Source organism: Rahnella sp. P4_A8 (genome assembly GCF_056402435.1).
Map to the genome: position 1 here is coordinate 135,121 of NZ_JBFUHK010000001.1, position 21,520 is coordinate 156,640.

General features: G+C 56.3%; 16 protein-coding genes. 5 read left to right on the top strand and 11 right to left on the bottom strand.

Annotated features, from left to right (window positions below; all coding sequences use genetic code 11):
* Entirely contained in the window at positions 1 to 1,323 is a 1,323-nt protein-coding gene (locus AC1DUO_RS00610; RefSeq protein ID WP_013575481.1) for a hypothetical protein, read from the top strand.
* The gene (locus AC1DUO_RS00615; protein WP_121019351.1) at positions 1,323 to 2,093 is read left to right on the top strand and encodes an SDR family NAD(P)-dependent oxidoreductase; all 771 of its coding nucleotides are present in this window, start codon (positions 1,323 to 1,325) and stop codon (positions 2,091 to 2,093) included. Before AC1DUO_RS00610 ends, AC1DUO_RS00615 begins: the two co-directional genes overlap by 1 nt.
* Positions 2,094 to 2,325: 232 nt before the next feature.
* Here the strand turns inward: AC1DUO_RS00615 and AC1DUO_RS00620 are convergent, their stop codons facing one another.
* From AC1DUO_RS00620 to AC1DUO_RS00665, 10 genes are all read right to left on the bottom strand, one after another.
* On the bottom strand, positions 2,326 to 3,420 hold the full coding sequence (locus AC1DUO_RS00620; protein ID WP_477986174.1) for an iron-containing alcohol dehydrogenase family protein: 1,095 nt from the start codon (positions 3,418 to 3,420) through the stop codon (positions 2,326 to 2,328).
* Between the two features lie 76 nt (positions 3,421 to 3,496).
* Positions 3,497 to 4,648 carry an alpha-hydroxy acid oxidase gene (locus AC1DUO_RS00625; RefSeq protein WP_013575478.1) on the bottom strand — a complete coding sequence of 384 codons (1,152 nt, stop codon included), beginning with the start codon at positions 4,646 to 4,648 and terminating at the stop codon, positions 3,497 to 3,499.
* Positions 4,645 to 5,811, bottom strand: a complete 1,167-nt coding sequence (hisC, locus tag AC1DUO_RS00630; protein ID WP_119261619.1) for a histidinol-phosphate transaminase — start codon at positions 5,809 to 5,811, stop codon at positions 4,645 to 4,647. Before hisC ends, AC1DUO_RS00625 begins: the two co-directional genes overlap by 4 nt.
* A 174-nt stretch (positions 5,812 to 5,985) precedes the next feature.
* The gene (hutU, locus tag AC1DUO_RS00635) at positions 5,986 to 7,674 is read right to left on the bottom strand and encodes a urocanate hydratase (protein WP_015689922.1); all 1,689 of its coding nucleotides are present in this window, start codon (positions 7,672 to 7,674) and stop codon (positions 5,986 to 5,988) included.
* A 57-nt stretch (positions 7,675 to 7,731) separates the two neighbouring features.
* Positions 7,732 to 9,282 carry a histidine ammonia-lyase gene (gene hutH, locus AC1DUO_RS00640; protein WP_217192438.1) on the bottom strand — a complete coding sequence of 517 codons (1,551 nt, stop codon included), beginning with the start codon at positions 9,280 to 9,282 and terminating at the stop codon, positions 7,732 to 7,734.
* A 123-nt stretch (positions 9,283 to 9,405) separates the two neighbouring features.
* On the bottom strand, positions 9,406 to 10,191 hold the full coding sequence (locus AC1DUO_RS00645) for an ABC transporter ATP-binding protein (protein ID WP_013575474.1): 786 nt from the start codon (positions 10,189 to 10,191) through the stop codon (positions 9,406 to 9,408).
* Positions 10,191 to 11,072, bottom strand: a complete 882-nt coding sequence (locus tag AC1DUO_RS00650; protein ID WP_013575473.1) for an ABC transporter permease — start codon at positions 11,070 to 11,072, stop codon at positions 10,191 to 10,193. The genes AC1DUO_RS00645 and AC1DUO_RS00650 overlap by 1 nt, the downstream gene beginning before the upstream one ends.
* A 17-nt stretch (positions 11,073 to 11,089) precedes the next feature.
* The gene (locus AC1DUO_RS00655; RefSeq protein WP_013575472.1) at positions 11,090 to 12,070 is read right to left on the bottom strand and encodes an ABC transporter substrate-binding protein; all 981 of its coding nucleotides are present in this window, start codon (positions 12,068 to 12,070) and stop codon (positions 11,090 to 11,092) included.
* A gap of 247 nt (positions 12,071 to 12,317) precedes the next feature.
* Positions 12,318 to 12,899, bottom strand: coding sequence for a HutD/Ves family protein (locus AC1DUO_RS00660; protein ID WP_217192439.1), 582 nt, complete (start codon positions 12,897 to 12,899; stop codon positions 12,318 to 12,320).
* The gene (locus AC1DUO_RS00665; protein ID WP_013575470.1) at positions 12,896 to 14,269 is read right to left on the bottom strand and encodes a formimidoylglutamate deiminase; all 1,374 of its coding nucleotides are present in this window, start codon (positions 14,267 to 14,269) and stop codon (positions 12,896 to 12,898) included. The genes AC1DUO_RS00660 and AC1DUO_RS00665 overlap by 4 nt, the downstream gene beginning before the upstream one ends.
* A gap of 250 nt (positions 14,270 to 14,519) precedes the next feature.
* On the opposite strand from AC1DUO_RS00665, the gene hutC reads away from it, so the two are divergent.
* From hutC to hutG, 3 genes are all read left to right on the top strand, one after another.
* Entirely contained in the window at positions 14,520 to 15,338 is an 819-nt protein-coding gene (gene hutC, locus AC1DUO_RS00670) for a histidine utilization repressor (protein WP_013575469.1), read from the top strand.
* 170 nt (positions 15,339 to 15,508) lie between these two features.
* Entirely contained in the window at positions 15,509 to 16,771 is a 1,263-nt protein-coding gene (hutI, locus tag AC1DUO_RS00675; RefSeq protein WP_013575468.1) for an imidazolonepropionase, read from the top strand.
* A complete protein-coding gene (hutG, locus tag AC1DUO_RS00680; RefSeq protein WP_121019356.1) occupies positions 16,768 to 17,604 on the top strand; it encodes an N-formylglutamate deformylase in 837 nt (278 codons plus the stop codon). The genes hutI and hutG overlap by 4 nt, the downstream gene beginning before the upstream one ends.
* A gap of 623 nt (positions 17,605 to 18,227) precedes the next feature.
* Here hutG and AC1DUO_RS00685 read toward each other — a convergent pair.
* The gene (locus AC1DUO_RS00685; protein WP_477986181.1) at positions 18,228 to 21,518 is read right to left on the bottom strand and encodes a cellulose synthase subunit BcsC-related outer membrane protein; all 3,291 of its coding nucleotides are present in this window, start codon (positions 21,516 to 21,518) and stop codon (positions 18,228 to 18,230) included.
* Positions 21,519 to 21,520: the final 2 nt, after the last annotated feature.

A 21,520-nucleotide genomic window follows, 5' to 3' on the forward strand; every position in this document is an offset into this window, starting at 1 on the left:
ATGAGCAATATGACGGGCAGTGAACCGCTGGCCGCGCAGGCGCGTCAGTTAGTGCAGGCGGGAGAATGGCAGCAGGCGGCAGACGTTTTGCGCCAGCTTATCGGCGAAGTCACCGGCGTGGCTGCCGGTCAGCTCACCATCAACCGCGATCAGTACAGCCTCAACTCTCTCAACGGCACCGTGACCCTTGAGGATGGCCGAGCCTTGTTCTTCAAATATCACAATGAAGAAGGCGAAGATAAAACCATCGAGGAGTATTACAACGCAGAATTGCTGCGTGAAAGCGGCTTTCGCGTGGATGTTCCTGTCTATGCCTGCGGCGAGCCGGGGCGGCAGATTCTGATGTACACCCTGCGCCATGACCGGCGCATGGCGGACATCTGCCGCGATATCGAACAGCAGCAGGCGTGGGACCAGGAAGCGGAAATCGAAGAGGCACAGCGCCGCGCTGACCGCGATATTCTGACCCATACCCTGCCGACGCTGAAACCCGGCTCAGTCAGTGCGGTGGCGGCCGAACCTGTCCATCAGTTGTTCTATCACCGGCTAATTTCTCCGGAAAACCCGGAAATCACCGCGGGTTTTGGTGGGCGCGTGGCCCGTTTTTACGTCGGTAAAACCTTCCGGCTGGAAGATGAGGAACTGGAATGGCAGACGCTGAGCAACCTGCGATGGGTAATCAACGGCGTGGCTTATCAGCACAGTTTACGCCAACTATTCAGTGAAGCAGGCGTCCGCCTGGCACCGGCGGCACTGGCCGATCACGGGGTGATTACCGCGCACGGTGACGCGCATAATGCCAACGTCTGGTACGACACAACGGAGGAAATCCCGCAACTGGTCAGCTTCGACCCGGCGTTTGCCGGTCGCAATATTCCGGCGCTACTGGCGGAAATCAAAGCCACATTCCACAACATTTTTGCCCATCCGCTGTGGCTGTATGAACCTTCACGCTGCGGCGAACTTTACAAAGTGACCGTGATGCGTCGCGGCGACACGTTATATGTCGATCATAACTGGCAGTTAACCCCGCTGCGCGCAGCGTTTTTACGCGACAAAGGCGAGGAATACTGGCAGCCGTTACTGACGCAACTCGCCCGCCACGGCTGGCTGCCACCCCACTGGCAGCGGATCTTCCGGCTCGCCATGTTCTGCTGCCCGACGCTGGTGCTTGATTTACGCGCCGGGGGTTTCAGCGGCCATACGCCAACCAGTTCCGCCCTCGGGCTGGCAATGGCCGTCATGCTCGGCAGCGAACCGGTCGAAGATACCGATGAGTTCAGCGACTGGCTGGCGCGGATAAGCCCTGTGGGGAGACCCTGATGGCCTCTCCTTTCTCCCTGCAACGTTTCTCGCTGCAAGGCAGGCGGGTACTGATCACCGGCAGTTCACGCGGCATTGGTCAGGCCCTGGCTTCAGGTATGGCACAAGCCGGAGCCAGCGTCATTGTCTGCGGGCGTGATATCACCACGCTGAATGCCGTTTGCGAACAAATCCGCCAGCAAGGCGGTGACGCCACGCCGCTGGTACTGGACGTCACGCAGCCCGCCACTTTTGCCGACGCTTTCGCCTCCCTGCCCGCACCGCCGGATGTGCTGGTTAACAATGCCGGTACTGAACAGTTATGCCCGTCGATGGATGTCGACGAAGTGCTGTGGGACCGCATTCTGACCACCAATCTTAAAGGCGCATTTTTCTGCGCCCAGGCCGCAGCACGGCTGATGGCTGAAAATGGCGGTGGCAGCATCCTGAATCTGTGCTCCCTGACCAGCCAGGTCGGCGTGCCCGGCGCTGCTGCTTACGGCGCATCTAAATCGGCGATGGTCGGCCTGACACATACTCTGGCAACAGAATGGGCCGGTAAAAACATCCGGGTAAACGGCATCGGACCGGGATATTTCAAAACAGACCTGACCGCTGAGTTTTATGACAACGCCGCCTGGTGCCGGCAGATGCAGGCAAAGATCCCGCTGGGAAGATTTGGCGAACTGGAAGATCTGATCGGCGCAGCGGTATTTCTGAGCAGCCCGGCCGCAGCGTATATCACCGGGCAGGTGCTCTATGTGGACGGGGGATATCTGGCGGGGATCTGATGTCAGACACGGGTTGGCTCAGGCCCCGTGCAAGCTTGGCGTTCAACCGGAGTGTACATAATTTACTGTTTTGTCTGTAATACCCCACCCCAACCCTCCCCTTCGCAGGGGAGGGAGCCGACCGGGTTGCTTGTGGGATTGGCTTTTGCTCCTCCCCCTGCGAAGGGGGAGGCCGGGAGGGGGTATTAATGAAAAACCAATAAGTTAAAGCTTGCACGACACACCTGAAACTCTAAAAATCCTTAATTCTCGCCCCCATTTCCTCCACCCTTGCAATTGCCGCATACAGCGCCTCCGCCGTCACGTGTCCCGGCATATTCGCCATATCCGGCGCATGCAGTGATGCCTGCACAATACTTTCCAGCTCATCCTCATTAAGATCGGCTATCTCACTCAGACGCAGCGGCACAGCGCAGGCTTGCGCAAGTCTGACGGCTTCCAGCAGTTCCTCATCACTGCGGTTTTCCAGCGCCAGCAGGCACAGGTTGCCGAAGCCGACCAGCAGACCGTGGCCGAATTCACGGGTTTTATCACAGACCGTGAAACCTTCATAAATGGCGTGGGAAGCAGCGGCATGTGCCCCGCTGCTCATCAGCGATGTCAGGCCCGCAAACATGAAAATAGCATCGAGTACCTGATCCAGCCCGGCGTTCGGTTTACCGGCGCGCACGGCGTCGCAGGCCGCCGGGCCGTAAGATTCAATCWGGTCATAGCAGATCCGGCTGTTGGCGCTGGAAGAACGTGCGACGCCGCTCAGCTGGCCGTGATGACCGCTGATGGCACGGAATTCATACCATTTTGCCAGCGTGTCGCCAAGGCCTGCAGCCAGCCAGCGCAACGGGGCAACAGCCAGAATTTCGCTGTCGATGATCACCGAAGCCGGTGCCTGTGGCAGCGGGAATAAATCCCGGAAATGACCGTCGTCATGGTAACGGATGGTCAGCGGCGTGACGGCGGCGCAGGTCGCGGCAATCGTCGGAATCGTCACAACCGGCACACTGGTTTCCACGCCAACGGCTTTGCAGGTATCAAGAGATTTGCCGCCACCCACACCAATCACGATATCGGCTTTTTTATCTTTAACGATTTTAGCCAGGCGGCTGATATTGCCCTCACTGCTTTCCCCGCCGAACCATTCGCTGCCAACCAGTTCCACGGCGGAACCCTCAAGCTGGTGGCGGATTTTATCCCCCACGGCGGCCAGCGACTGATGGCCACCAATCACCAGCGCACGCGTACCCAGCAGTGCGCAAATGTCACCAAGCTGAGAGATAACGCCGGGTCCGCGCAGGATTTGCGCCGGGAAGATAATATTCTGTGCCTGCATAACTGCCTCTCCGTGATTTTTGTATTTGACGGGTCTGATGAAAATTCTCTGAAGATGCTTTTGTTATTACTTCAAATCAATAGGGTTGTTGACGCAACAAATGCGGCCCAAGCTGGCGAACCGACGTGCAGCCAAGCTGCGCCATCGTGCGGTCAACTTCCTGCAAAATAATCTCCAGCGCCCGTTGCGCGCCCGCCTCACCGGCTGCGGCGACACCATATAACATCGGTCTGCCGAGCAGCACCGCATCCGCGCCCAGCGCCAGGGCTTTCACCACGTCAGTGCCACGGCGAAAACCGCTGTCGATGAGGATCGTCGCCTGCGAACCACACAGCTTGCGGATTTCCGGCAGCACTTCCAGTGCACTTACCGAACCGTCGAGCTGACGCCCGCCGTGATTTGACAGCACAATGCCATCGGCTCCGCTCGCAAAAGCGAGCTGTGCATCTTCCGGCGCGAGGATCCCTTTGATCAACAATGCGCCCTGCCACTGGCTGCGGATCCAGCGCAGGGTTTCCCAGTTCAGACGGGTATCCATTTGCGCTGAAAAGTAGCTCGCCCCGCCCGCTCCCCGTTGTTTATCTGCCGGAACGTAGGGTTTGAGATTGCCGAAACCGGGCATTCCTGCCGGTTTTAAGGTTCGCCAGACCCAGCCCGGATGCAGCGCGACATCAATCATGCTCAGCACCGATAGCTTCATCGGCCGCCGGTAATTACGCTTATCTTTTTCGCGGTTACCGAAATGCACCGCATCAACCGAGACCACCAGCGTGGTGCAACCGGCTGCTCTGGCCCGCTCCAGCAGGCTGGTGGTGACGGTCCGGTCTTTGAGCACATACAACTGAAACCAGTGCTGTGGCAGATTTTGTGCCGCGATTTCTTCAAGCGAAGCGGTTGAAACCGTGCTCTGGATATAGGCGATACCCGCGCGTTTCGCTGTACGGGCCAGCATGGTATCCGCGCCGAAACGCAACATGCCGTTATAGCCTGTCGGTGCAATCAGTAACGGTGCAGAAAGCCGCTGCCCGCACACCGTGACGGACAAATCGCGCTGGCTTGAATCGTTCAGTACCGGCGGAATAAAGCGCCAGCGGCCAAAAACCTCACGGTTATCCTGCAGCGTTTGCTCATCATCCGCCCCGCCTTCAACATAGCTAAACGCAAAACGGGGCAAGGCGCATTTCGCCTGCCGGCGCAGATCGTCAATGTTCAGCGCAGCACGTTTCACTCCGCCTCCTCCGTCAGGATACGTTTCAGGCTGTCGATAAACTGCCGGTTATCCTGTTCATTACCGATGGACACGCGGATCCAGTTTTCATAACCGGTTTCACGCCAGGGTTTGATAATCACGCCATAAGTAAGCAAGCGTTGTGCCAGTTCCGTAGCCGGGCGGCCGCAATCGAAGAACAGGAAGTTGGCACAGGATGAGGCGACGTTAAAACCGAGCGCGGTAAGTTCGGCCGCCATGTCCTCACGCAGTGCGGTGACCAGCGCAATGCTGTCGCGGACATGCTGTTTATCCTGCAATGCCGCCACGGCAGCCACCTGCGCCGAACGGTTGATGTTGAAAGGTGTCCGCACCCTGTCCAGCAAATTCACCAGTTCAGGGTGACTGGCTAAACCATACCCCACCCGCAGCCCGGCCAGCCCGTACGCTTTCGAGAAAGTCCGCAGCACAATCCACGGTCGTGGCTGCTCAGCCAGCACCAGCAGACTGTCCGGATAGGCAGCGTCGGTTTCGCAATATTCGAAATAGGCTTCGTCAATCACCAGCACGCAATCCGCTGGCGCAGCATTAATAATACGGGTGAATCCTTCCCGGTTAAGCATGCAGCCCACCGGATTGGACGGGTTGCTGAAAATCAACATTTTGGCCGGTGTGCGCAGTGCGGTTTCCCAGGCTTCAACATCAAATTCCTGCTGTGCATTCACGCCGACCATCGTGACATCCGCCCCCATCATGCGCGGGAAGATTTCGTGTAAACCAAACGAGGGGATCAGCGTCACAACACGGTCGCCGGGGTTAAGAAACGCCAGCGCCAGCATATGCAGAATGTCTTCGGAACCGTTGCCGATAACAATATTTTCGGCTGCCACGCCGGTATCCGCTGCCAGCGCGTCACGCAGCACCGCACTCGATGCATCAGAATAAATCGCACTGAAACGGGCATCCGCTTCTAACGCCACCACCACCTGCGGGCTGGCACCAAGCGGGTTTTCATTACTGGCCAGTTTGGCAATATGAGTCACGCCGTATTTTTTTTGCACCGCATCAGCCGAAAGCCCGGCGTTATAAACGCTCAGTGACCGCGCCCCGGGCCTTGCCAGATTTTTCAGAAGCTGTTGCTGCTTTTTAAATGCCGAATCAAGAACTGCCAGATCTGAAGCCATTACTTACCTCACACTAGTAGATATGCTCCCGAGTATGCCGTAAATCAGCGGATTTTTACGCCACTTTTTGCAGCATTTTCCGAATGTTTTTGAAACAAAACGGGCAACGGCCTGCGCCACTGCCCGTGAGGTTTGTTCAATTTAATGTCTCAATGAATTAATCACTTACCATTATTACTTTGCGAGCATTGGCAAATTCAGGTGATGACGTTCAGCACAGTCTTTTGCCTGTTCATAGCCAGCGTCTGCGTGACGCATCACACCGGTTGCCGGGTCGTTCCACAGCACGCGGTCAAGGCGGGCATCGGCTTCCCGGGTACCGTCAGCCACAATCACCATTCCGGCGTGTTGCGAGAAGCCCATCCCGACGCCACCACCATGATGCAGACTGACCCACGTTGCGCCGCCCGCAGTATTGAGCAAAGCGTTCAGCAGCGGCCAGTCGGAAACTGCATCAGAACCGTCTTTCATGGCTTCCGTTTCACGGTTTGGTGAGGCAACAGAACCGGTGTCGAGATGGTCGCGGCCGATAACCACCGGCGCTTTCAGTTCGCCGTTACGTACCATTTCATTGAATGCCAGACCGGCAATATGGCGCTCTCCCAGCCCCAGCCAGCAAATACGCGCCGGTAACCCCTGGAAAGCGATACGTTCGCGCGCCATGTCCAGCCAGTTAATGAGGTTTGCGTTGTCGGGGAACAGTTCTTTCAGTTTGGCGTCGGTTTTGTAGATATCTTCCGGGTCCCCGGAAAGCGCCACCCAGCGGAACGGGCCTTTGCCTTCACAGAACAGCGGACGGATATAGGCAGGCACAAAACCCGGGAAATCAAAGGCATTCTCCACGCCTTCGTCTTTGGCAACCTGACGGATGTTATTGCCGTAATCGACCGTCGGAATGCCCATCGCATGAAAATCGAGCATTGCCTGAACGTGTTTGGCCATCGACGCACGGGCAGCTTTCACCACCGATTGCGGATCTGACAGTCGCGCATCCTGCCATTTTTCCAGGCTCCAGCCTTCCGGCAGATAGCCGTTCAGCGGGTCATGTGCCGAGGTCTGATCAGTGACGATATCCGGACGCAGACCGCCTTCTTTTGCGCGGGCAACCAGTTGTGGCATCACCTCTGCGGCATTGCCCAGCAGTCCCACGGAAATGGCTTTTTTCTCGGCGCAGGCTTTTTCAATCATGGCCAGCGCTTCATCAATGCTGTGTGCTTTGTAATCGAGATAACGGGTGCGCAGACGGAAATCGATGCGCGATTCCTGACATTCAATTGCCAGTACGCAGGCTCCGGCCAGCACGCCCGCCAGTGGCTGGGCGCCGCCCATGCCGCCCAGACCGGCAGTCAGGATCCATTTGCCGCGCAGGTCGCTGTTGTAATGCTGGCGTCCCGCTTCCGCGAAGGTTTCATAAGTACCCTGCACGATGCCCTGCGCACCGATGTAAATCCAGGAACCGGCGGTCATCTGGCCGTACATCATCAGGCCAGCTTTATCCAGTTCGTGAAAGTGATCCCAGTTTGCCCAGTGCGGCACAATGTTGGAATTGGCAATCAGCACGCGGGGCGCATCGGTATGGGTGCGGAAAACGCCAACCGGCTTGCCGGATTGCACCAGCAGCGTTTCGTCTTCACGCAGCTTGCGTAAACTGTCAAGAATGCCTTCAAACGCCGGCCAGTTGCGCGCGGCTTTACCAATGCCGCCGTAAACCACCAGATCTTCCGGGCGCTCAGCGACATCCGGATCGAGGTTGTTCTGGATCATGCGGTATGCCGCTTCAATCAGCCAGTTCTGGCAGCTCAGTTCCGTGCCCTGTGGCGCACGAACAACGCGGGCAATGGCCGTTTTTTGTGGAGCGTTCATCATCGTTTCCTTCTCTGAAATAGGGTGTTTGAATCAATCTTTACAGGACAAAAGTCATCAGGCAAAGCTTGGCAGCAGCGCTTCAATCGCCGCAGGCCAATGCTCGCGGGAAGCCCACAGACGCATCATTTCAACGTCCGGTGCCATCAGGCGGTCTTTTTCAAGAAACGCCACGTTTTCACGGATAGCTTTCATTTCATTTTCCAGCGTCGCTGAACTTTGCAGCGGACGAAGGAAATCAATACCCTGTGCGGCGGCCATCGCTTCAATGCCCACGACCACGCTGGTGTTAAAGCACATGTCACCCAGACGGCGGGCGGCGTAGGTTGCCATGGATACATGATCTTCCTGATTCGCCGAGGTCGGCAGGCTGTCAACGCTGCCCGGATGCGCCAGCGATTTGTTTTCCGACGCCAGTGCCGCTGCGGTTACCTGCGCAATCATAAAGCCGGAGTTCACACCGCCGTCATTGACCAGAAACGCCGGTAAACCGGAAAGCCCGGTATCGAGCAGTAACGCCATACGACGCTCGGAAATCGCGCCGATCTCAGCGACGGCCAGCGCGATGATATCGGCAGCAAAAGCCACCGGTTCGGCATGGAAGTTACCGCCGGAAATCACGTCACCGTTTTCGGAAAACACCAGCGGATTATCAGAAGCGGCATTGGCTTCAATGCGCAGGATACGGGCAGCGTGGTGCAGGTTATCCAGACAAGCCCCCATCACCTGCGGTACACAGCGGATGGAATACGGATCCTGTACGCGGCCGCAATCCGCATGAGACGTGACAATGTCACTCCCGCGAAGGATCTCGGTCAGTGCCGCCGCCACCCCAATCTGACCCTGCTGGCCGCGGGCTTCGTGAATGCGTGCATCCAGCGGTTTTACGGAACCTTTGATGGCTTCGAGCGACAATGCGCCCGCCACCAGTCCGGCAGAAAATACGCGTTCGGCTTCAAACAGACCGGACAACGCCAGCGAGGTGGAAACCTGTGTGCCGTTAAGCAGGGCCAGCCCTTCTTTCGGCCCAAGTTCAAATGGCTTCAGGCTTGCCGTCGCCAGACCTTCAGTCGCCGACATTTTTTCGCCTTGCACCGTGACCTGCCCCTCACCAATCAGCATCAGGGAGAGATGCGCCAGCGGCGCTAAGTCACCGGATGCTCCCACGGAGCCTTTCTCAGGAATACACGGATAAACACCGGCATTGAACAAGGTAATCAGTGCATCGATCACCTCAATGCGGATGCCGGAATGGCCGCGAGACAGGCTCAGCACTTTGGTCGCCATCACCAGACGCACCACGTTATCCGCCAGATCCTTGCCGATACCGACGCTGTGCGACAACACCAGATTGCGTTGCAGTTCCGCCAGACGCGCCGCCGGAATACGCGTCTGTGCCAGCTTGCCGAAACCGGTATTGATGCCGTAGACCACTTTCCCCGACTCAACAATGCGGGTGACCGTTTCCTGCGACGCCAGCACGCCTGCACGCGCCTCCTCAGCCAGTTCAAGGCGGACATTGCCCTGATAAATCTTGCGCAGCATCGGCAGATCAACATGACCTGGTTGCAGGCGGCAAAGGGTTAACGCATTGGATGAAGAAGCCATAATCTATTCCTGTATAGACAAGTGAAACCGGAAGTAAACCCGGCTAAGGACGCAGCCCGCCGGGCATTTACGCATTACATGACGAATCTACAATCTATTCTGTACAGATGCGGGGCGGTGAAATCAGTGGTCCATTGCCTGCATCGTTTCGGTACGAATTTCTTCGGTAACCCGCGCTTTCAGCGCCATAAATTCCGGCGACGTTTTCAGGGTGTAGTCCCGCGGATGCGGGAAATTAACCGCTACTTCGGTTTTGATCCGCCCCGGCCGGGCACTGAAAATCGCCACCTTATTAGCCATGAAAATCGCTTCGTCGATATCATGTGTCACGAACAACACGGTTTTGCGCGAGGATTCCCAAATCGATAACAGCAGTTCCTGCATCATCACGCGGGTCTGATTATCCAGGGCGCCAAAAGGCTCATCCATCAGCAAAATTTTCGGGTCATTCGCCAGTGCGCGGGCGATGGCGGTGCGTTGCTGCATCCCCCCGGAAAGTTGACGCGGGAAGTGCTGCTCAAAACCCCGCAGCCCGACCTTATTAATAAAGTAGTCGCTGCGCTCTTTTTGCGCTGCCTTACTCACGCCACGCTCCTGCAAACCGAAACGGATGTTCTGTTCAACGGTCAGCCACGGAAACAAGGTATAACTCTGAAAGACCATGCCGCGATCGGCACCGGGGCCGTCTACCTGTTCACCATCGAGCCACACTTCGCCACGCGTTGGCTGATCCAGCCCGGCGACAATGCGCAACAGCGTGGATTTACCACAGCCGGAAGGCCCGAGAATGGTGATGAAGTCGTTTTCATCAACCCGATAATCCACCGGCAACAGCGCCTGCGTTTTCTCGCCCTTCGGGCCGGTAAAAATACGTTCAACCTGACGGACACTCAGTTTCGGATGGCTCATCACAATGAACTCCATACAAACAGCCGACGGTTGGCCGCTTTGAACAACAGATCGGAGAGCAAACCAATGCAACCAATCACAATAATGCCGAAGATCATTTGCCCGGTATTGAGCAGTGCCTGACTGTTAACAATCATGTGTCCGATACCGCTCGAGGATCCGATAAGCTCCGCCACAATGACATAAGTCCATGCCCAGCCGAGCACAAGGCGCAGCAACTCAGCAATTTCCGGTGCCGCACCGGGAATGATCACCCTGCGCACCACACTCTGGTTGGTGGCGCCCAGCGTATACGCGGCTTCCACCAGGTCACGCCGCGCTGCCCCCACGGTTACCGCCACCATCAGGGTGATCTGGAAGAAAGAGCCGATGAAAATCACCAGAACTTTCTGCATTTCACCAATACCCGCCCACAGGATCAGCAACGGCACAAACGCTGACGCAGGCAGATACCGGCAAAAGGACACAAACGGTTCGAAAAAAGCTTCGATCAGTTTGTAAGACCCCATGAGGATGCCGAGCGGAACGGCAATGGCGCAGGCCAGAATAAAGCCGCCCAGCACGCGCATCACCGTCATGCCTATATCAGTCGTAAAATCAAAATCGGTAAAGAGTAAAATCCCTTCCTGCAACATGCTCGCCGGGCTGGCGAGGAATGTCGGGGAAACAAGGCCGGTAAACGTCACCAGCGCCCACACAGCAAAAAACAGCACAAAGAAACAGAACCCGAGAAACCAGCGACGCCGCGACGCGACCGGACGCAAAGGCACCATCATCGGGTTATGCCAGACTTTTTTGCTTGCCGGCAACGGTGCCGGCTCGCGTAAGGCTGACTGCGAAGTCATATGTTGTTCTGCTGTCTGGCTGACAGGGCTGTTCATATCGCGGTCCTTCATGGCTATTTCACGTACTTCGCGTCATATAACGTATTGATATCCGGCGTTTTACGCAGAATTTTCATCTCAGTCAGCAGGCGCGCAGCTTCGTTAGTGAAGGTCACAATTTCACCGCTGAAGAATTTCTGATTGGCCTCACGATCCTGCCAGCGCAGATAACTGGATTCTTCTGCAAACTGTTTGCCGGTCTCTTTCACTGCTGCGCCCATGATCTCGTTGGATTTCTCCGGTTCTTTCCTGATCATATCCAGCGCTTCAAAGTAGCTGTTCACCAGCGCCTGAGCGGCTTTAGGATTTTTATCCAGCCAGTCTGGCGTACAGCCCAGCGTGTCCATCACCATCGGATATTCCAGCGTGGTTGCCAGAATCTTCCCTTTATCCGGGCTCTGGCGGATGTTGGAAAGATAGGGTTCATAGGTCACTGCCGCATCATTCTGTCCGGCAATAAAGGCATGCGCAGCGGCATCCGGCCCGAGCGTGGCGAGTTTGACGTCTTTCATCGTCATGCCGTTTTTATCGAGGATCCACGCCAGCAGGAAGTAAGAAGACGTACCCGGTGCATCCACGCTGATGGTTTTGCCTTTCAGATCGGTAATCTTGTTGATACCGCTACGCACCGCGATACCATCTGCGCCGTAAGATTTATCCAGCTGTACGATTTGTTTGATCGGCACCCCGCTGGCGTTCCAGGTTAAATAGGTTTCCACGGTGGTCGCCGCACATTGCAGGGAACCGGAAGCGATGGCCAGATGACGCGACTGCTGCGGCACCATTTTCAGCGTGACATCCAGACCGTTCTTTTTAAAGATGCCCGCTTTGTCTGCCAGGGTCAGTGGTGCGAAACCGGTCCAGCCAGAAATACCAATAGCAACCGGCGTATTCGCCGCTTGCGCCACGCTGACTGTCACACTACCCAGCGCCACTGCCAGCCCTAACAAAGACAACGAACGCTTCAGTACAGCCCTGGAAATCATGTTGCTCATCTGCCACTCCTGCCAAAGTATCTGTCTCGGGGGAAATGCCTGTGGCAGTGAAAGCCGCAGGCAAATTACGCTACTGTATATTCTTGTCTATACAAGTCAGTCGACAATATTTAAGCAAGCTTTATGCCAGTTTCTGCACATGCACTTTTACAACATTCAGCGCCGGTTATGGGACGTTTTGCGCGGGCTGATGAATCAATTAGGTGCGCGCCATGCTCCCTTTTAGCGCAATCCTGTAAGGTATTTATCAGGTGATCGCCGCCCACAACAGCAGGCATCTCTGTTGCTGAGCAACTGGGGTCAGACTCACGGAACCCTGTTGCGATTGTGCCGCTGTCTCAGACCAGCAATATCCCTCGCCCGCCCTCAGCAGCGGGCCATCCGCCAGTTGCCACATCCCGCTGATGACATAAATCACGCCACCTTTTTCCCGCGTCACCGTCAGGTGCTCGCGTGCGGCAATCACCCGTGCGGCACATTCAGTACGTCGCGTCATGATGTTAAAATCAGTTGTCACTCCTCCCATCAGGCGGGCATGGAGCGCAGTATCACCGCTGAAGGCAAAAGGCTCACCAGCGACAACGAGTAAGTGATCGACATCAGGCTGTGCCTGCAAATGCACACCTTCCCCGCTCAGCAAGGTGATGGAACGGTCAATACCGGGAAATGCCGAGAACGGGCCATCCTGTGCGATGGTGGCAATACTGGCGCGCCAGTCAAAATCATGGCCACCGGCAGGGAAACTGAAGATTTCGCGGGTTTCGCCACCGCCGTTACGCCACGGGCTGACCGGCAGGTCATCGAAGGTGAAATGTTGCCAGGCAATCATGCAACGTCCCCCGCCAGCTGACGGAGAAGCGCGAGGAAATCCGCCGCCGCAGCCTGTTGTTGTTCATGCTGGCCGTTCACAATGCGCGCAATACCGCCGACATACACATCACGGATCTGCCCGGTATTACCGGCGAACAGCCAGCGGTTGAGCAGTTCACTGTTTTTTGCGGCGGCAAGATAGGGGTCCTGCCCGTCGAGCACCAGCCAGTCGGCACGATACCCCGCAGAAAGCTGCCCGATAGCCGCGCCGCAAGCCTGTGCACCGCCCTGTAATGCCTGCGTATACAGCACATCGCCTACAGAATTTTGCGCAGAGGTCGTCAGCCGGTTACGTCGCTGGTCACGCAGGCGTTGCCCGTATTCAAACCAGCGCAGTTCTTCAACCACGTTCAGGGAGACATGGCTGTCGGAACCGATCCCCCATCGACCTGACTGCGCCAGATAATCGACGCCGGGGAAAATGCCATCGCCCAGATTAGCCTCGGTGGTCAGACACAACCCCGCGACCGCCCCGCTGTTTGCCATGCTCGCCAGCTCGAAACGGTCAGCGTGCGTGGCGTGGATCAGACACCAGCGGGAATCAATATCCAGATTGTCATACAGCCAGGAAATCGGGCGCTGCCCGCTCCAGCCCAGACAATCGTTCACTTCTTTCTGTTGTTCGGCGATATGAATATGCACCGGCAGGTTTTTATCTGCGGACTGCAACACCTGCTGCATTTGTTCCAGCGTGACTGCGCGCAGGGAATGGAAGCACAATCCCTGATTTTGCAGGCTTTTACCGCTGAGTTGTTTGCGGATAATTTCCTGTTGTTTGAGGTAACTGTCCGTATCCTGAATAAACCGTTTCTGTCCGGCCTGTGCCGGTTGCGCGCCAAATCCGGCGTAACTGTAAAGCACCGGCAGCATGGTCAGTCCGATGCCGGTTTGTGACGCGGCTTCACTCAGATGGGCAGTCATTTCACCGTGGTCGGCATAAGTCTGACCGCTGATGTCGTTATGCAGATAGTGGAATTCAGCCACCTGCGTGTAACCCCCTTTGAGCATTTCGATATACAACTGACGGGCAATGACACCCACCTGCTCAGGTGTGAGGCGCTGCACCATGCGATACATCAGGTCACGCCAGGTCCAGAAGCTGTCCTGCGGATCACCGGCGACTTCCGCCAGCCCGGCCATCACCCGCTGAAAGGCGTGCGAATGGAGGTTCGGCATGCCCGGAACCACCGGACCGGAAAGGGGAAGACACCCCTGCGCATCGTTGTCCGGGGTCACCGCAGTCAGCATTCCGGCTGCATCGACGTCCAGCCGCACGTTATGCGCCCAGCCATCTGAAAGTAAGGCGCGTGAAGCAAAATAAGCAGGCATAACAGCATCATTCCTGAACAGTAAGAAGAAACATAAATGCAATTTTACGGAAACAATTGCAAAACTTTTAACCGACTTGTCTATACATATACATATGCCTGATTGCGCTGTAAACTTGCAACAACCCTTTTTTTTATAAATTTAGTTTTCCGTCACGCCCTTTCCGTTTACTTTCCACTGATGGAAAATGCCGGGCGAACAGGCAAGCTTTCCCAATATTTCTGGAATTTCATTGAGTGAGGTAAGAGACATGTCGGAGCCCACACCACTTTCTCAAAATGGTGCCGCGCCACATCAGGTCACACAACAACAGGGCGTGTCGCAGCAGACATTGTCCGAACTGGCGGCCGCGATGAGCGATACACCCGCACCGATTTATCAGCGGGTGAAACAGGCGATCATCAGCCAGATCCGCGCCGGTGTCTGGAAACCGCATCAGCGGGTACCTTCTGAAAGTGAGCTGGTCAATGAAATTGGCGTCAGCCGTATGACCATCAACCGTGCTTTGCGTGAACTGACCAGCGAAGGTTTTTTGATCCGCATGCAGGGAGTCGGCACGTTTGTGGCCGAAGCCAAGGCCTACACGCCGATGCTGGAAGTGCACAACATTGCCGATGAAATTGCCCAGCGCGGTCATCGCCATGACAGCAAGATTCTGGTGTGTGAAGCGCGGCTGGCGGATGCCGATCAGGCGCTGCAACTGGGTATCGCCACTGGCACGATGATGTTTTATTCGCAAATTGTTCATTACGAAAACAACGTCGCGGTGCAGATTGAAGACCGTTTTGTGAACCCGGAAACCGCACCCGATTATCTGCAACAGGTGCTGAACAAGCAGACGCCCTATACGTACCTGATGGAAATCGCGCCGCTGACGGCGGGTGAACATCGCGTTGAAGCCATCAGTGCCAGCGATGAGCAACGCGAGCTGTTGCAACTGAATGAACATGAGCCTTGTCTCCTGATCCACCGCCGGACCTGGAGCGGCAGCCGCGTAGTGACTTCCGCGCGCCTGATTTACCCGGGTTCCCGCTATCAATTATTTGGACGTTTCACCAGCCACGGCTGATTCCGGCACACCTTAATGGCGGCTTTGTACGGCCGCTATCTCTTCGTTCAAATTTTGGAAGACGTCTCGTAATAAGAAAAAACTATCGCCGGGCGCCTTGCCGGTTTAACGGTTATGCGTTAGGTTGACTTTAGTTGTCTATACAAGATGAATTCAGCCTGGAGCCTGTCATGCCGGTAGCGATATCCCCTTCTTTTTCTTCCGAACCCCCTTCCCGTTGTGACAGCGTATGGCGCGGTGCCACGCTGGTCACCATGCAGGACGGCCATTACAACCTGATTGAAAACGGGGCGATTGCTGTCGCAGGCGGGAAAATCGTCTGGACCGGCCCTGCCGCAGATTGTCCGGTTTTCGCAGGCGCCACACAGCATGAATTCAGCGGCGGGATCATCACGCCGGGCTTTGTTGACTGCCATACGCATCTGGTATTTGGCGGCGACCGCAGCGCAGAATTTGAACAGCGGCTGAACGGCGTCAGCTACGCAGAAATCGCCGCAGCCGGTGGGGGAATTCTTTCCACCGTCAATGCCACGCGCGAGGCCACCGAAGATGAACTTCTGGCTCAGGCGTTGTTCCGCTTACAACCCCTGCTGGCCGAAGGCGTAACCTGTGTTGAGATTAAATCGGGTTACGGGCTGAGTGTAGAGAGCGAGCTGAAGATGCTGCGGGTGATCCGCCGGTTAGGTGTCATGCTGCCAGTCGAGGTGAAATCCACCTGCCTTGCCGCTCATGCCCTGCCGCCGGAATTCAAAGGACGCGCTGATGACTATATTGACCTCATCTGCGACACATTATTACCGGTGGTTGCCAGTGAAAATCTGGCCGACGCCGTCGATGCCTTTTGTGAACATCTGGCATTCTCACCGGCACAGGTTGAACGGGTGTTTAATGCCGCAAAAACCTTAGGTTTACCGGTTAAATTACACGCCGAACAACTGTCTTCCCTGCATGGTAGCGCCCTGGCTGCACGACATCATGCGCTGTCAGCCGACCATCTGGAATACGCCACAGCAGAAGATGCTCAGGCAATGGCCGCCAGCGGCACCGTCGCCGTATTACTGCCGGGGGCCTATTATTTGCTGCGCGAAACACAATGCCCGCCGGTGGATGAGTTCCGCAAACATCGGGTGCCGATGGCGCTGGCCAGTGATGCCAATCCGGGCACATCGCCTGCGCTTTCATTGCGTCTGATGCTGAACATGGGATGTACCTTGTTCCGCCTGACGCCTGAAGAAGCGCTGGCCGGGATCACCTGCCATGGTGCACGTGCGCTGGGTTTACAGGACACGCACGGCACGCTGGAAGCGGGCAAAGTCGCTGACTTTATACACTGGCCACTGTCGCGTCCTGCCGGGCTGGTTTACTGGCTGGGCGGTCAGTTGCCCTGCACTGTTGTTTTTCGTGGAGAAGTACGAGGAGAGTTCCGTTCATGAGCCTTTCAACTGCCAATGTTATCGCTGAACCGTACCATTTTATCCAGGGGACAGCGCCGTTACTGATCAGTATCCCTCACGCAGGTACACATCTGACGCCAGAAGTCGCCAGCAGTCTGAGCGAAGCCGCCCTGCCGCTTTCCGATACCGACTGGCATATCCCGCAACTGTACGATTTTGCGCGCTCACTGGGTGCCAGCATTCTGGTCGGCCAGTATTCACGGTTCGTTATCGATCTCAACCGGCCTTCCGACGATAAACCGCTGTATACCACTGCCACCACGGGTTTGTATCCCGAGACGTTATTTGATGGTCGCGCGACCTTCAAACCAGGCATGACGCCGACAAATACCCAACGCCAGCAATATTTGGATCAAATCTGGCAACCGTATCACCAGAAAATCCAGTCAGAACTGGCGCGCATGAAACAGGAATTCGGTTATGCACTGCTGTTTGATGCGCATTCCATTGCATCGGTGATCCCGCGTCTTTTCGACGGCCAGTTACCGGATCTCAACCTCGGCACCAACAGCGGCGCAAGCTGTTCACCGGCGCTGAGTGAAATCCTTGAGAGAACCTGCCAGCAACAAACCCGCTTCAGCCATGTGCTTAATGGCCGTTTTAAGGGCGGATATATCACGAGGGCTTACGGCCAGCCTGATATGGATATTCACGCTGTTCAGCTTGAGCTGGCGCAGGTGAATTACATGGAGGAGATGGAGCCATTTGCCTACTCGCCTGATAAGGCGGCTGAATTGCAGGTGTTATTGAAACAGTTGCTGGAAGGGATGGTGAGATGGGGGACGGACAGGTATAAACAAAGCGCTGTTTAATTTCGCTTTTCGCTGGCCGCTAAGGGTAAAACCTGGGTTGCCACCCAGACTAGGCTTAAGGTCAAGACCGTGGGCGTCGGCCCACACCGACCAGAGACCCGGTAACGCGCGGGCCTCTGGACTCCGCGCTTTTTCACTGCGCGCTATCGCTAGTAAATCATGTTTCAGGTATCACAGTGACAGGCTGGAAATCTTGCCGCTACGCGGTGCCTTCATTTCGGGATTGCAGCCTCAGGTCTGCAACCTCTCATTCAGCAAGCTTTCTGAAACGCCCGCACGATCTTAAATTCAAAGACAGCCTGTTTTTCGTCTTTTTAATAAGTTGATTGGCGTGCTCAAAAATGGCACCGAGTGAATGGTTCGAGACCCGAGGCTCGAAACCTGAAACTCGGGAATCGCGCAGCGATGACATTTTACGCCACTCACTGTTGCTAATGAACATGTCCGTCGTGCCCGCGATAGCGCGCAGTTTAAGACGTGGGAGATCCAAGAGGGGCCCGTCATGGCCCCTTTTGGTCGGTTTCGGCGATCAAAGCAGAGTGATAGCCGTTATTAATAAACCGAAATTGTCTCGATCAAGCCCTCGCTGCAAGCGAGAAACCGCCCTAATGCCCGGTCTGGCATTATTTAAAGTCCGCATACGGCACTAACGGTTCCGGCGGCATATCCAGATCCCCTTGCCAGCCGCTCATCGAATATCTCGCGTAGAGCAGAAAGTGGCTTGGCGTGTAATCCTTCGCCTGCTGAATATCAATCCCCCCGCCGACGGTCCAGTGAGAACTGACACGCCGTTCGAGCAGTGCCTGCAATGTATAGCCAAAACCGGATCCACTGCTGCCGGTTTCGATGGCATTTTTATCCGGTAATGAATCCGGGATCAGATTCTGGATCGGATAGCGTTTCTGATCGCTGGTTGAGGAGCGCGACCAGGAGACCGAACCGCCAAGCTGCCATGACCAGTTCTCCGTGCGCTGGCGATAACTGACCGGTACGGAGAGTGAGAAGTATTGCTGCGGGCTGTAGTAACCGCCCTGTCCCAGCGTGTAACCGCTGAGATCTTTCTGGTAATGCCAGAGCATGGAGCTGAGCCCCACCGTGGCGCGGCGGTTATCTTCGTTAATGACTTTGTAGTAATAGCCCCCCATCAGGCGTTCGCGGGTGTTGTCTTCGACATTTTCACCGGTCAGCTGATGCGCGCTGAGATCAGCCCACACGCCGTTAGCCTGCCCCTGATCGTAACTTAATCCCAGGCTGGCACCGGTCGCGCGAACGCCGCCCCAGGTGGTGCCGGTACCCGGATCTTTTGCGCCCGCGAAAGAAAGTAACGAACTGGAAACCGGACGGCGCGACACCGTGGTCGTCCAGCCGATATCGCCCCAGTCACCGCTGTAAGCCAGCCCGCCGACCCAGTCTACAACCGGGAAACCCAGTGGCGTGGTGCCTAAATCGCCTTTCCACTTGTCATTTTCCCATCCTGCGCCAAGGCTGACGCCATTGGCGTTCTGGCTGCGGTAACGGCGGCAGTTTTGATCGCTACAGGTCCCGAAACTGGCTTCGTAATTACCGTCTTCGTTATCAAAGGTTCCGGCATCCATCCGCACCCAGTCGGCCCGCAGGAATCCGCGCCCCTGATAAACCGGCATATCCGCCTGCAACATGGTGGTGTTGGCCGTGAGATCAGATTTCCCCGGCGTGCCGCTTGATGTCCACGAATCGGTGTCCAGCGTGAAATTCACATCCTGCTGACGGTACAGATCATGCGCGTCTGAACGGATACCGCGTTTCAGCCAGTCATCCGTGGCATTGTTGCGGGTCAGGCGCGTATAGCTGTCGTTATCTTCTGGCACTTTACCGGTGATGCCGCTGGCGACCATCGCCTGTGCGTAATCCTGACGCGCCGTTTGTGGCTGTCCGAGTTGCTGCTCAAGGTTGGCGGCGTTGCGATAAATCAGCGCCTTGTCTTGTCCGTCCGGTTGTGAACGCGCAGCCGTTTTCAAGGGTTGTAACAGCGCCGCCGCTTTGGTGGTTTCACCGACATCACGCCAGGCCATGGCGACCTGTCGTTGCTGATTCAGGCTGAGTTCATGCAGATCAGCCTGCTGCAACTGCTGTTTCGCCTGCGAGGTATTACCGGCAGCAAGGGAAGTATCAATGGCGGTCAGGGTTTTACCGAGCTGAATGCGCTGCGCCATTTCGCGCATGTTGTCGTCCCATTTCGCCTGCGGCAAGGTATTAAGATGGCGCAGTGCGGCGTCGTCACGATCGGAACCGGACAGATACAACGCATAAGCGTAAACCTGTTGCGGATCCACCGGACGCTTCGCCGCAAGCTGTGCAAAAGCCGCATCCGCCTGCGCCGTTTCACCCGCCTCACGCAGGGCACTGGCATAATGGTAGGCCGTCCAGACATCGTCCGGATTGAGTTTCAGTACCTCGCCATAGCGGTTCGCAGCCTGATTCCAGTTGTGTTCGGCGGCATATTTTTGCGCCTGCGCAGTGACAACGTCACTTTGCAGTCCACGCTGTTTATCGCTGAGTTTCGCCTGCGATGCACCAGGCAATGAATTAATGTAATCCAGCGCTTTTTGCGGTGACTGACGCTGATAGATATTCGCCAGCCCGCGCTGGGCGCTACTGTTATCGCGCTCCAGCTTCAGTGCGCGGCGGTAAGCCTGCTCCGCCTGCGTGTCATTTTTGCGCTCAACCGCCACATCCCCAAGCCCGATCTGCGCCCACGGGTCGCGGGAGTCCAGACGTTGCGCCTGGTTGTAAGCCGCTTCGGCCTGATCAAGCAGCCCGGTTTTCAATGCCTTATCGCCCTGTTCGATTTTCAGCCAGTAGCTGTTGGACCGGATCAGGCTGTTCCATTTACCCGCGTTATAGCCATCTGTTTCGGCGGCTTTCGCCCGCTGAAACAAAGTCAGCGCCTGCTGGCGGTTACCGGCGCGGGAATAAGCCAGCCCCATCGCACCGAGGACTTCAGCATCGTCAGGTTGCGCCTGCAATGCCTGCTTCAGCGGTGCAATCGCGCCGGTGGAGCCACCATTATTAATCTGCGCCAGACCACGGAGTCGCGCCTGATAACGCGGATCGGCCAGTAACGCCTGCTGGCGCTGAAGTTCCTGCTGCGCGGCAATCACCTGCGGACCGGTGTCGAACGTGGCGATAAACTGTTGCAAGGCATCGACGCTCGGGTTGCCCACAGGCTGGTCTTTAATCTTCTGCAGCCATAAATCAGCGGCCGGAGAACGCCCTTCATTGGTGGCGGCGATTTGCTTAATCAGCCCGACAGCTTTGGCGTTATCCCCTTCATCAAACGCCATCTGCGCCAGTTGCAGACGTAACTGCACATCACCCGGATACTGATTATTCAGCGCCTGAAGCTGTGACTGCGCACGGGCTTTTTGCCCCGGCAGCCGCGCAATAAGTTGCCAGTATTCTACTGCCAGATCCAGCGTTGGCGGCTGGCCACCAAACAACTCATCATATTGCGCTTTGGCTTCATCGAGCCGCCCTGCCGTTGCCAGTAACCGCGTCTGCTGGAGTTTTTGCTGCATTTCCGGGGAGGCGATTTTCAGGCTCAGCTGCGCCTGCCGGTATTCATCCGAACCAGGCGAAACCTGTTTAATTTTTTCCAGTTGCTGCTGTGCCTTGGCCTGATCGCCTTCGCGGAGAAGCAAACGTAAACGGGCGGACATGACTTTCGGGTTTTGCGGATCCATTAATTCCAGGCGAAACAGGGACTGACGCACCAGATCGTCCTGATGACTGGCTTCACCGACCCGCACCTGTTCCAGTAACCATTGTTCCGGTGAAACAACGGGGGCTGCAACCGCAGGCGCAGCCAGCAAGGCCAGTCCGATCGTCAGGGCCAGTCTGCTGCGCAAAAGCAGGTTTGTGCGCTGTGTGTTCACGG

What these genes read in the sequence shown, in the direction of transcription:
- AC1DUO_RS00655 (WP_013575472.1), bottom strand. Translation starts at nt 12,070, where the DNA reads ATGAGCAACATGATTTCCAGGGCTGTACTGAAGCGTTCGTTGTCTTTG.
- AC1DUO_RS00610 (WP_013575481.1), top strand. Translation starts at nt 1, where the DNA reads ATGAGCAATATGACGGGCAGTGAACCGCTGGCCGCGCAGGCGCGTCAG.
- hisC (WP_119261619.1), bottom strand. Translation starts at nt 5,811, where the DNA reads ATGGCTTCAGATCTGGCAGTTCTTGATTCGGCATTTAAAAAGCAGCAA.
- AC1DUO_RS00645 (WP_013575474.1), bottom strand. Translation starts at nt 10,191, where the DNA reads ATGAGCCATCCGAAACTGAGTGTCCGTCAGGTTGAACGTATTTTTACC.
- hutG (WP_121019356.1), top strand. Translation starts at nt 16,768, where the DNA reads ATGAGCCTTTCAACTGCCAATGTTATCGCTGAACCGTACCATTTTATC.
- AC1DUO_RS00660 (WP_217192439.1), bottom strand. Translation starts at nt 12,899, where the DNA reads ATGATTGCCTGGCAACATTTCACCTTCGATGACCTGCCGGTCAGCCCG.
- AC1DUO_RS00650 (WP_013575473.1), bottom strand. Translation starts at nt 11,072, where the DNA reads ATGAACAGCCCTGTCAGCCAGACAGCAGAACAACATATGACTTCGCAG.
- AC1DUO_RS00615 (WP_121019351.1), top strand. Translation starts at nt 1,323, where the DNA reads ATGGCCTCTCCTTTCTCCCTGCAACGTTTCTCGCTGCAAGGCAGGCGG.
- hutC (WP_013575469.1), top strand. Translation starts at nt 14,520, where the DNA reads ATGTCGGAGCCCACACCACTTTCTCAAAATGGTGCCGCGCCACATCAG.
- hutH (WP_217192438.1), bottom strand. Translation starts at nt 9,282, where the DNA reads ATGGCTTCTTCATCCAATGCGTTAACCCTTTGCCGCCTGCAACCAGGT.
- hutI (WP_013575468.1), top strand. Translation starts at nt 15,509, where the DNA reads ATGCCGGTAGCGATATCCCCTTCTTTTTCTTCCGAACCCCCTTCCCGT.
- AC1DUO_RS00665 (WP_013575470.1), bottom strand. Translation starts at nt 14,269, where the DNA reads ATGCCTGCTTATTTTGCTTCACGCGCCTTACTTTCAGATGGCTGGGCG.
- hutU (WP_015689922.1), bottom strand. Translation starts at nt 7,674, where the DNA reads ATGAACGCTCCACAAAAAACGGCCATTGCCCGCGTTGTTCGTGCGCCA.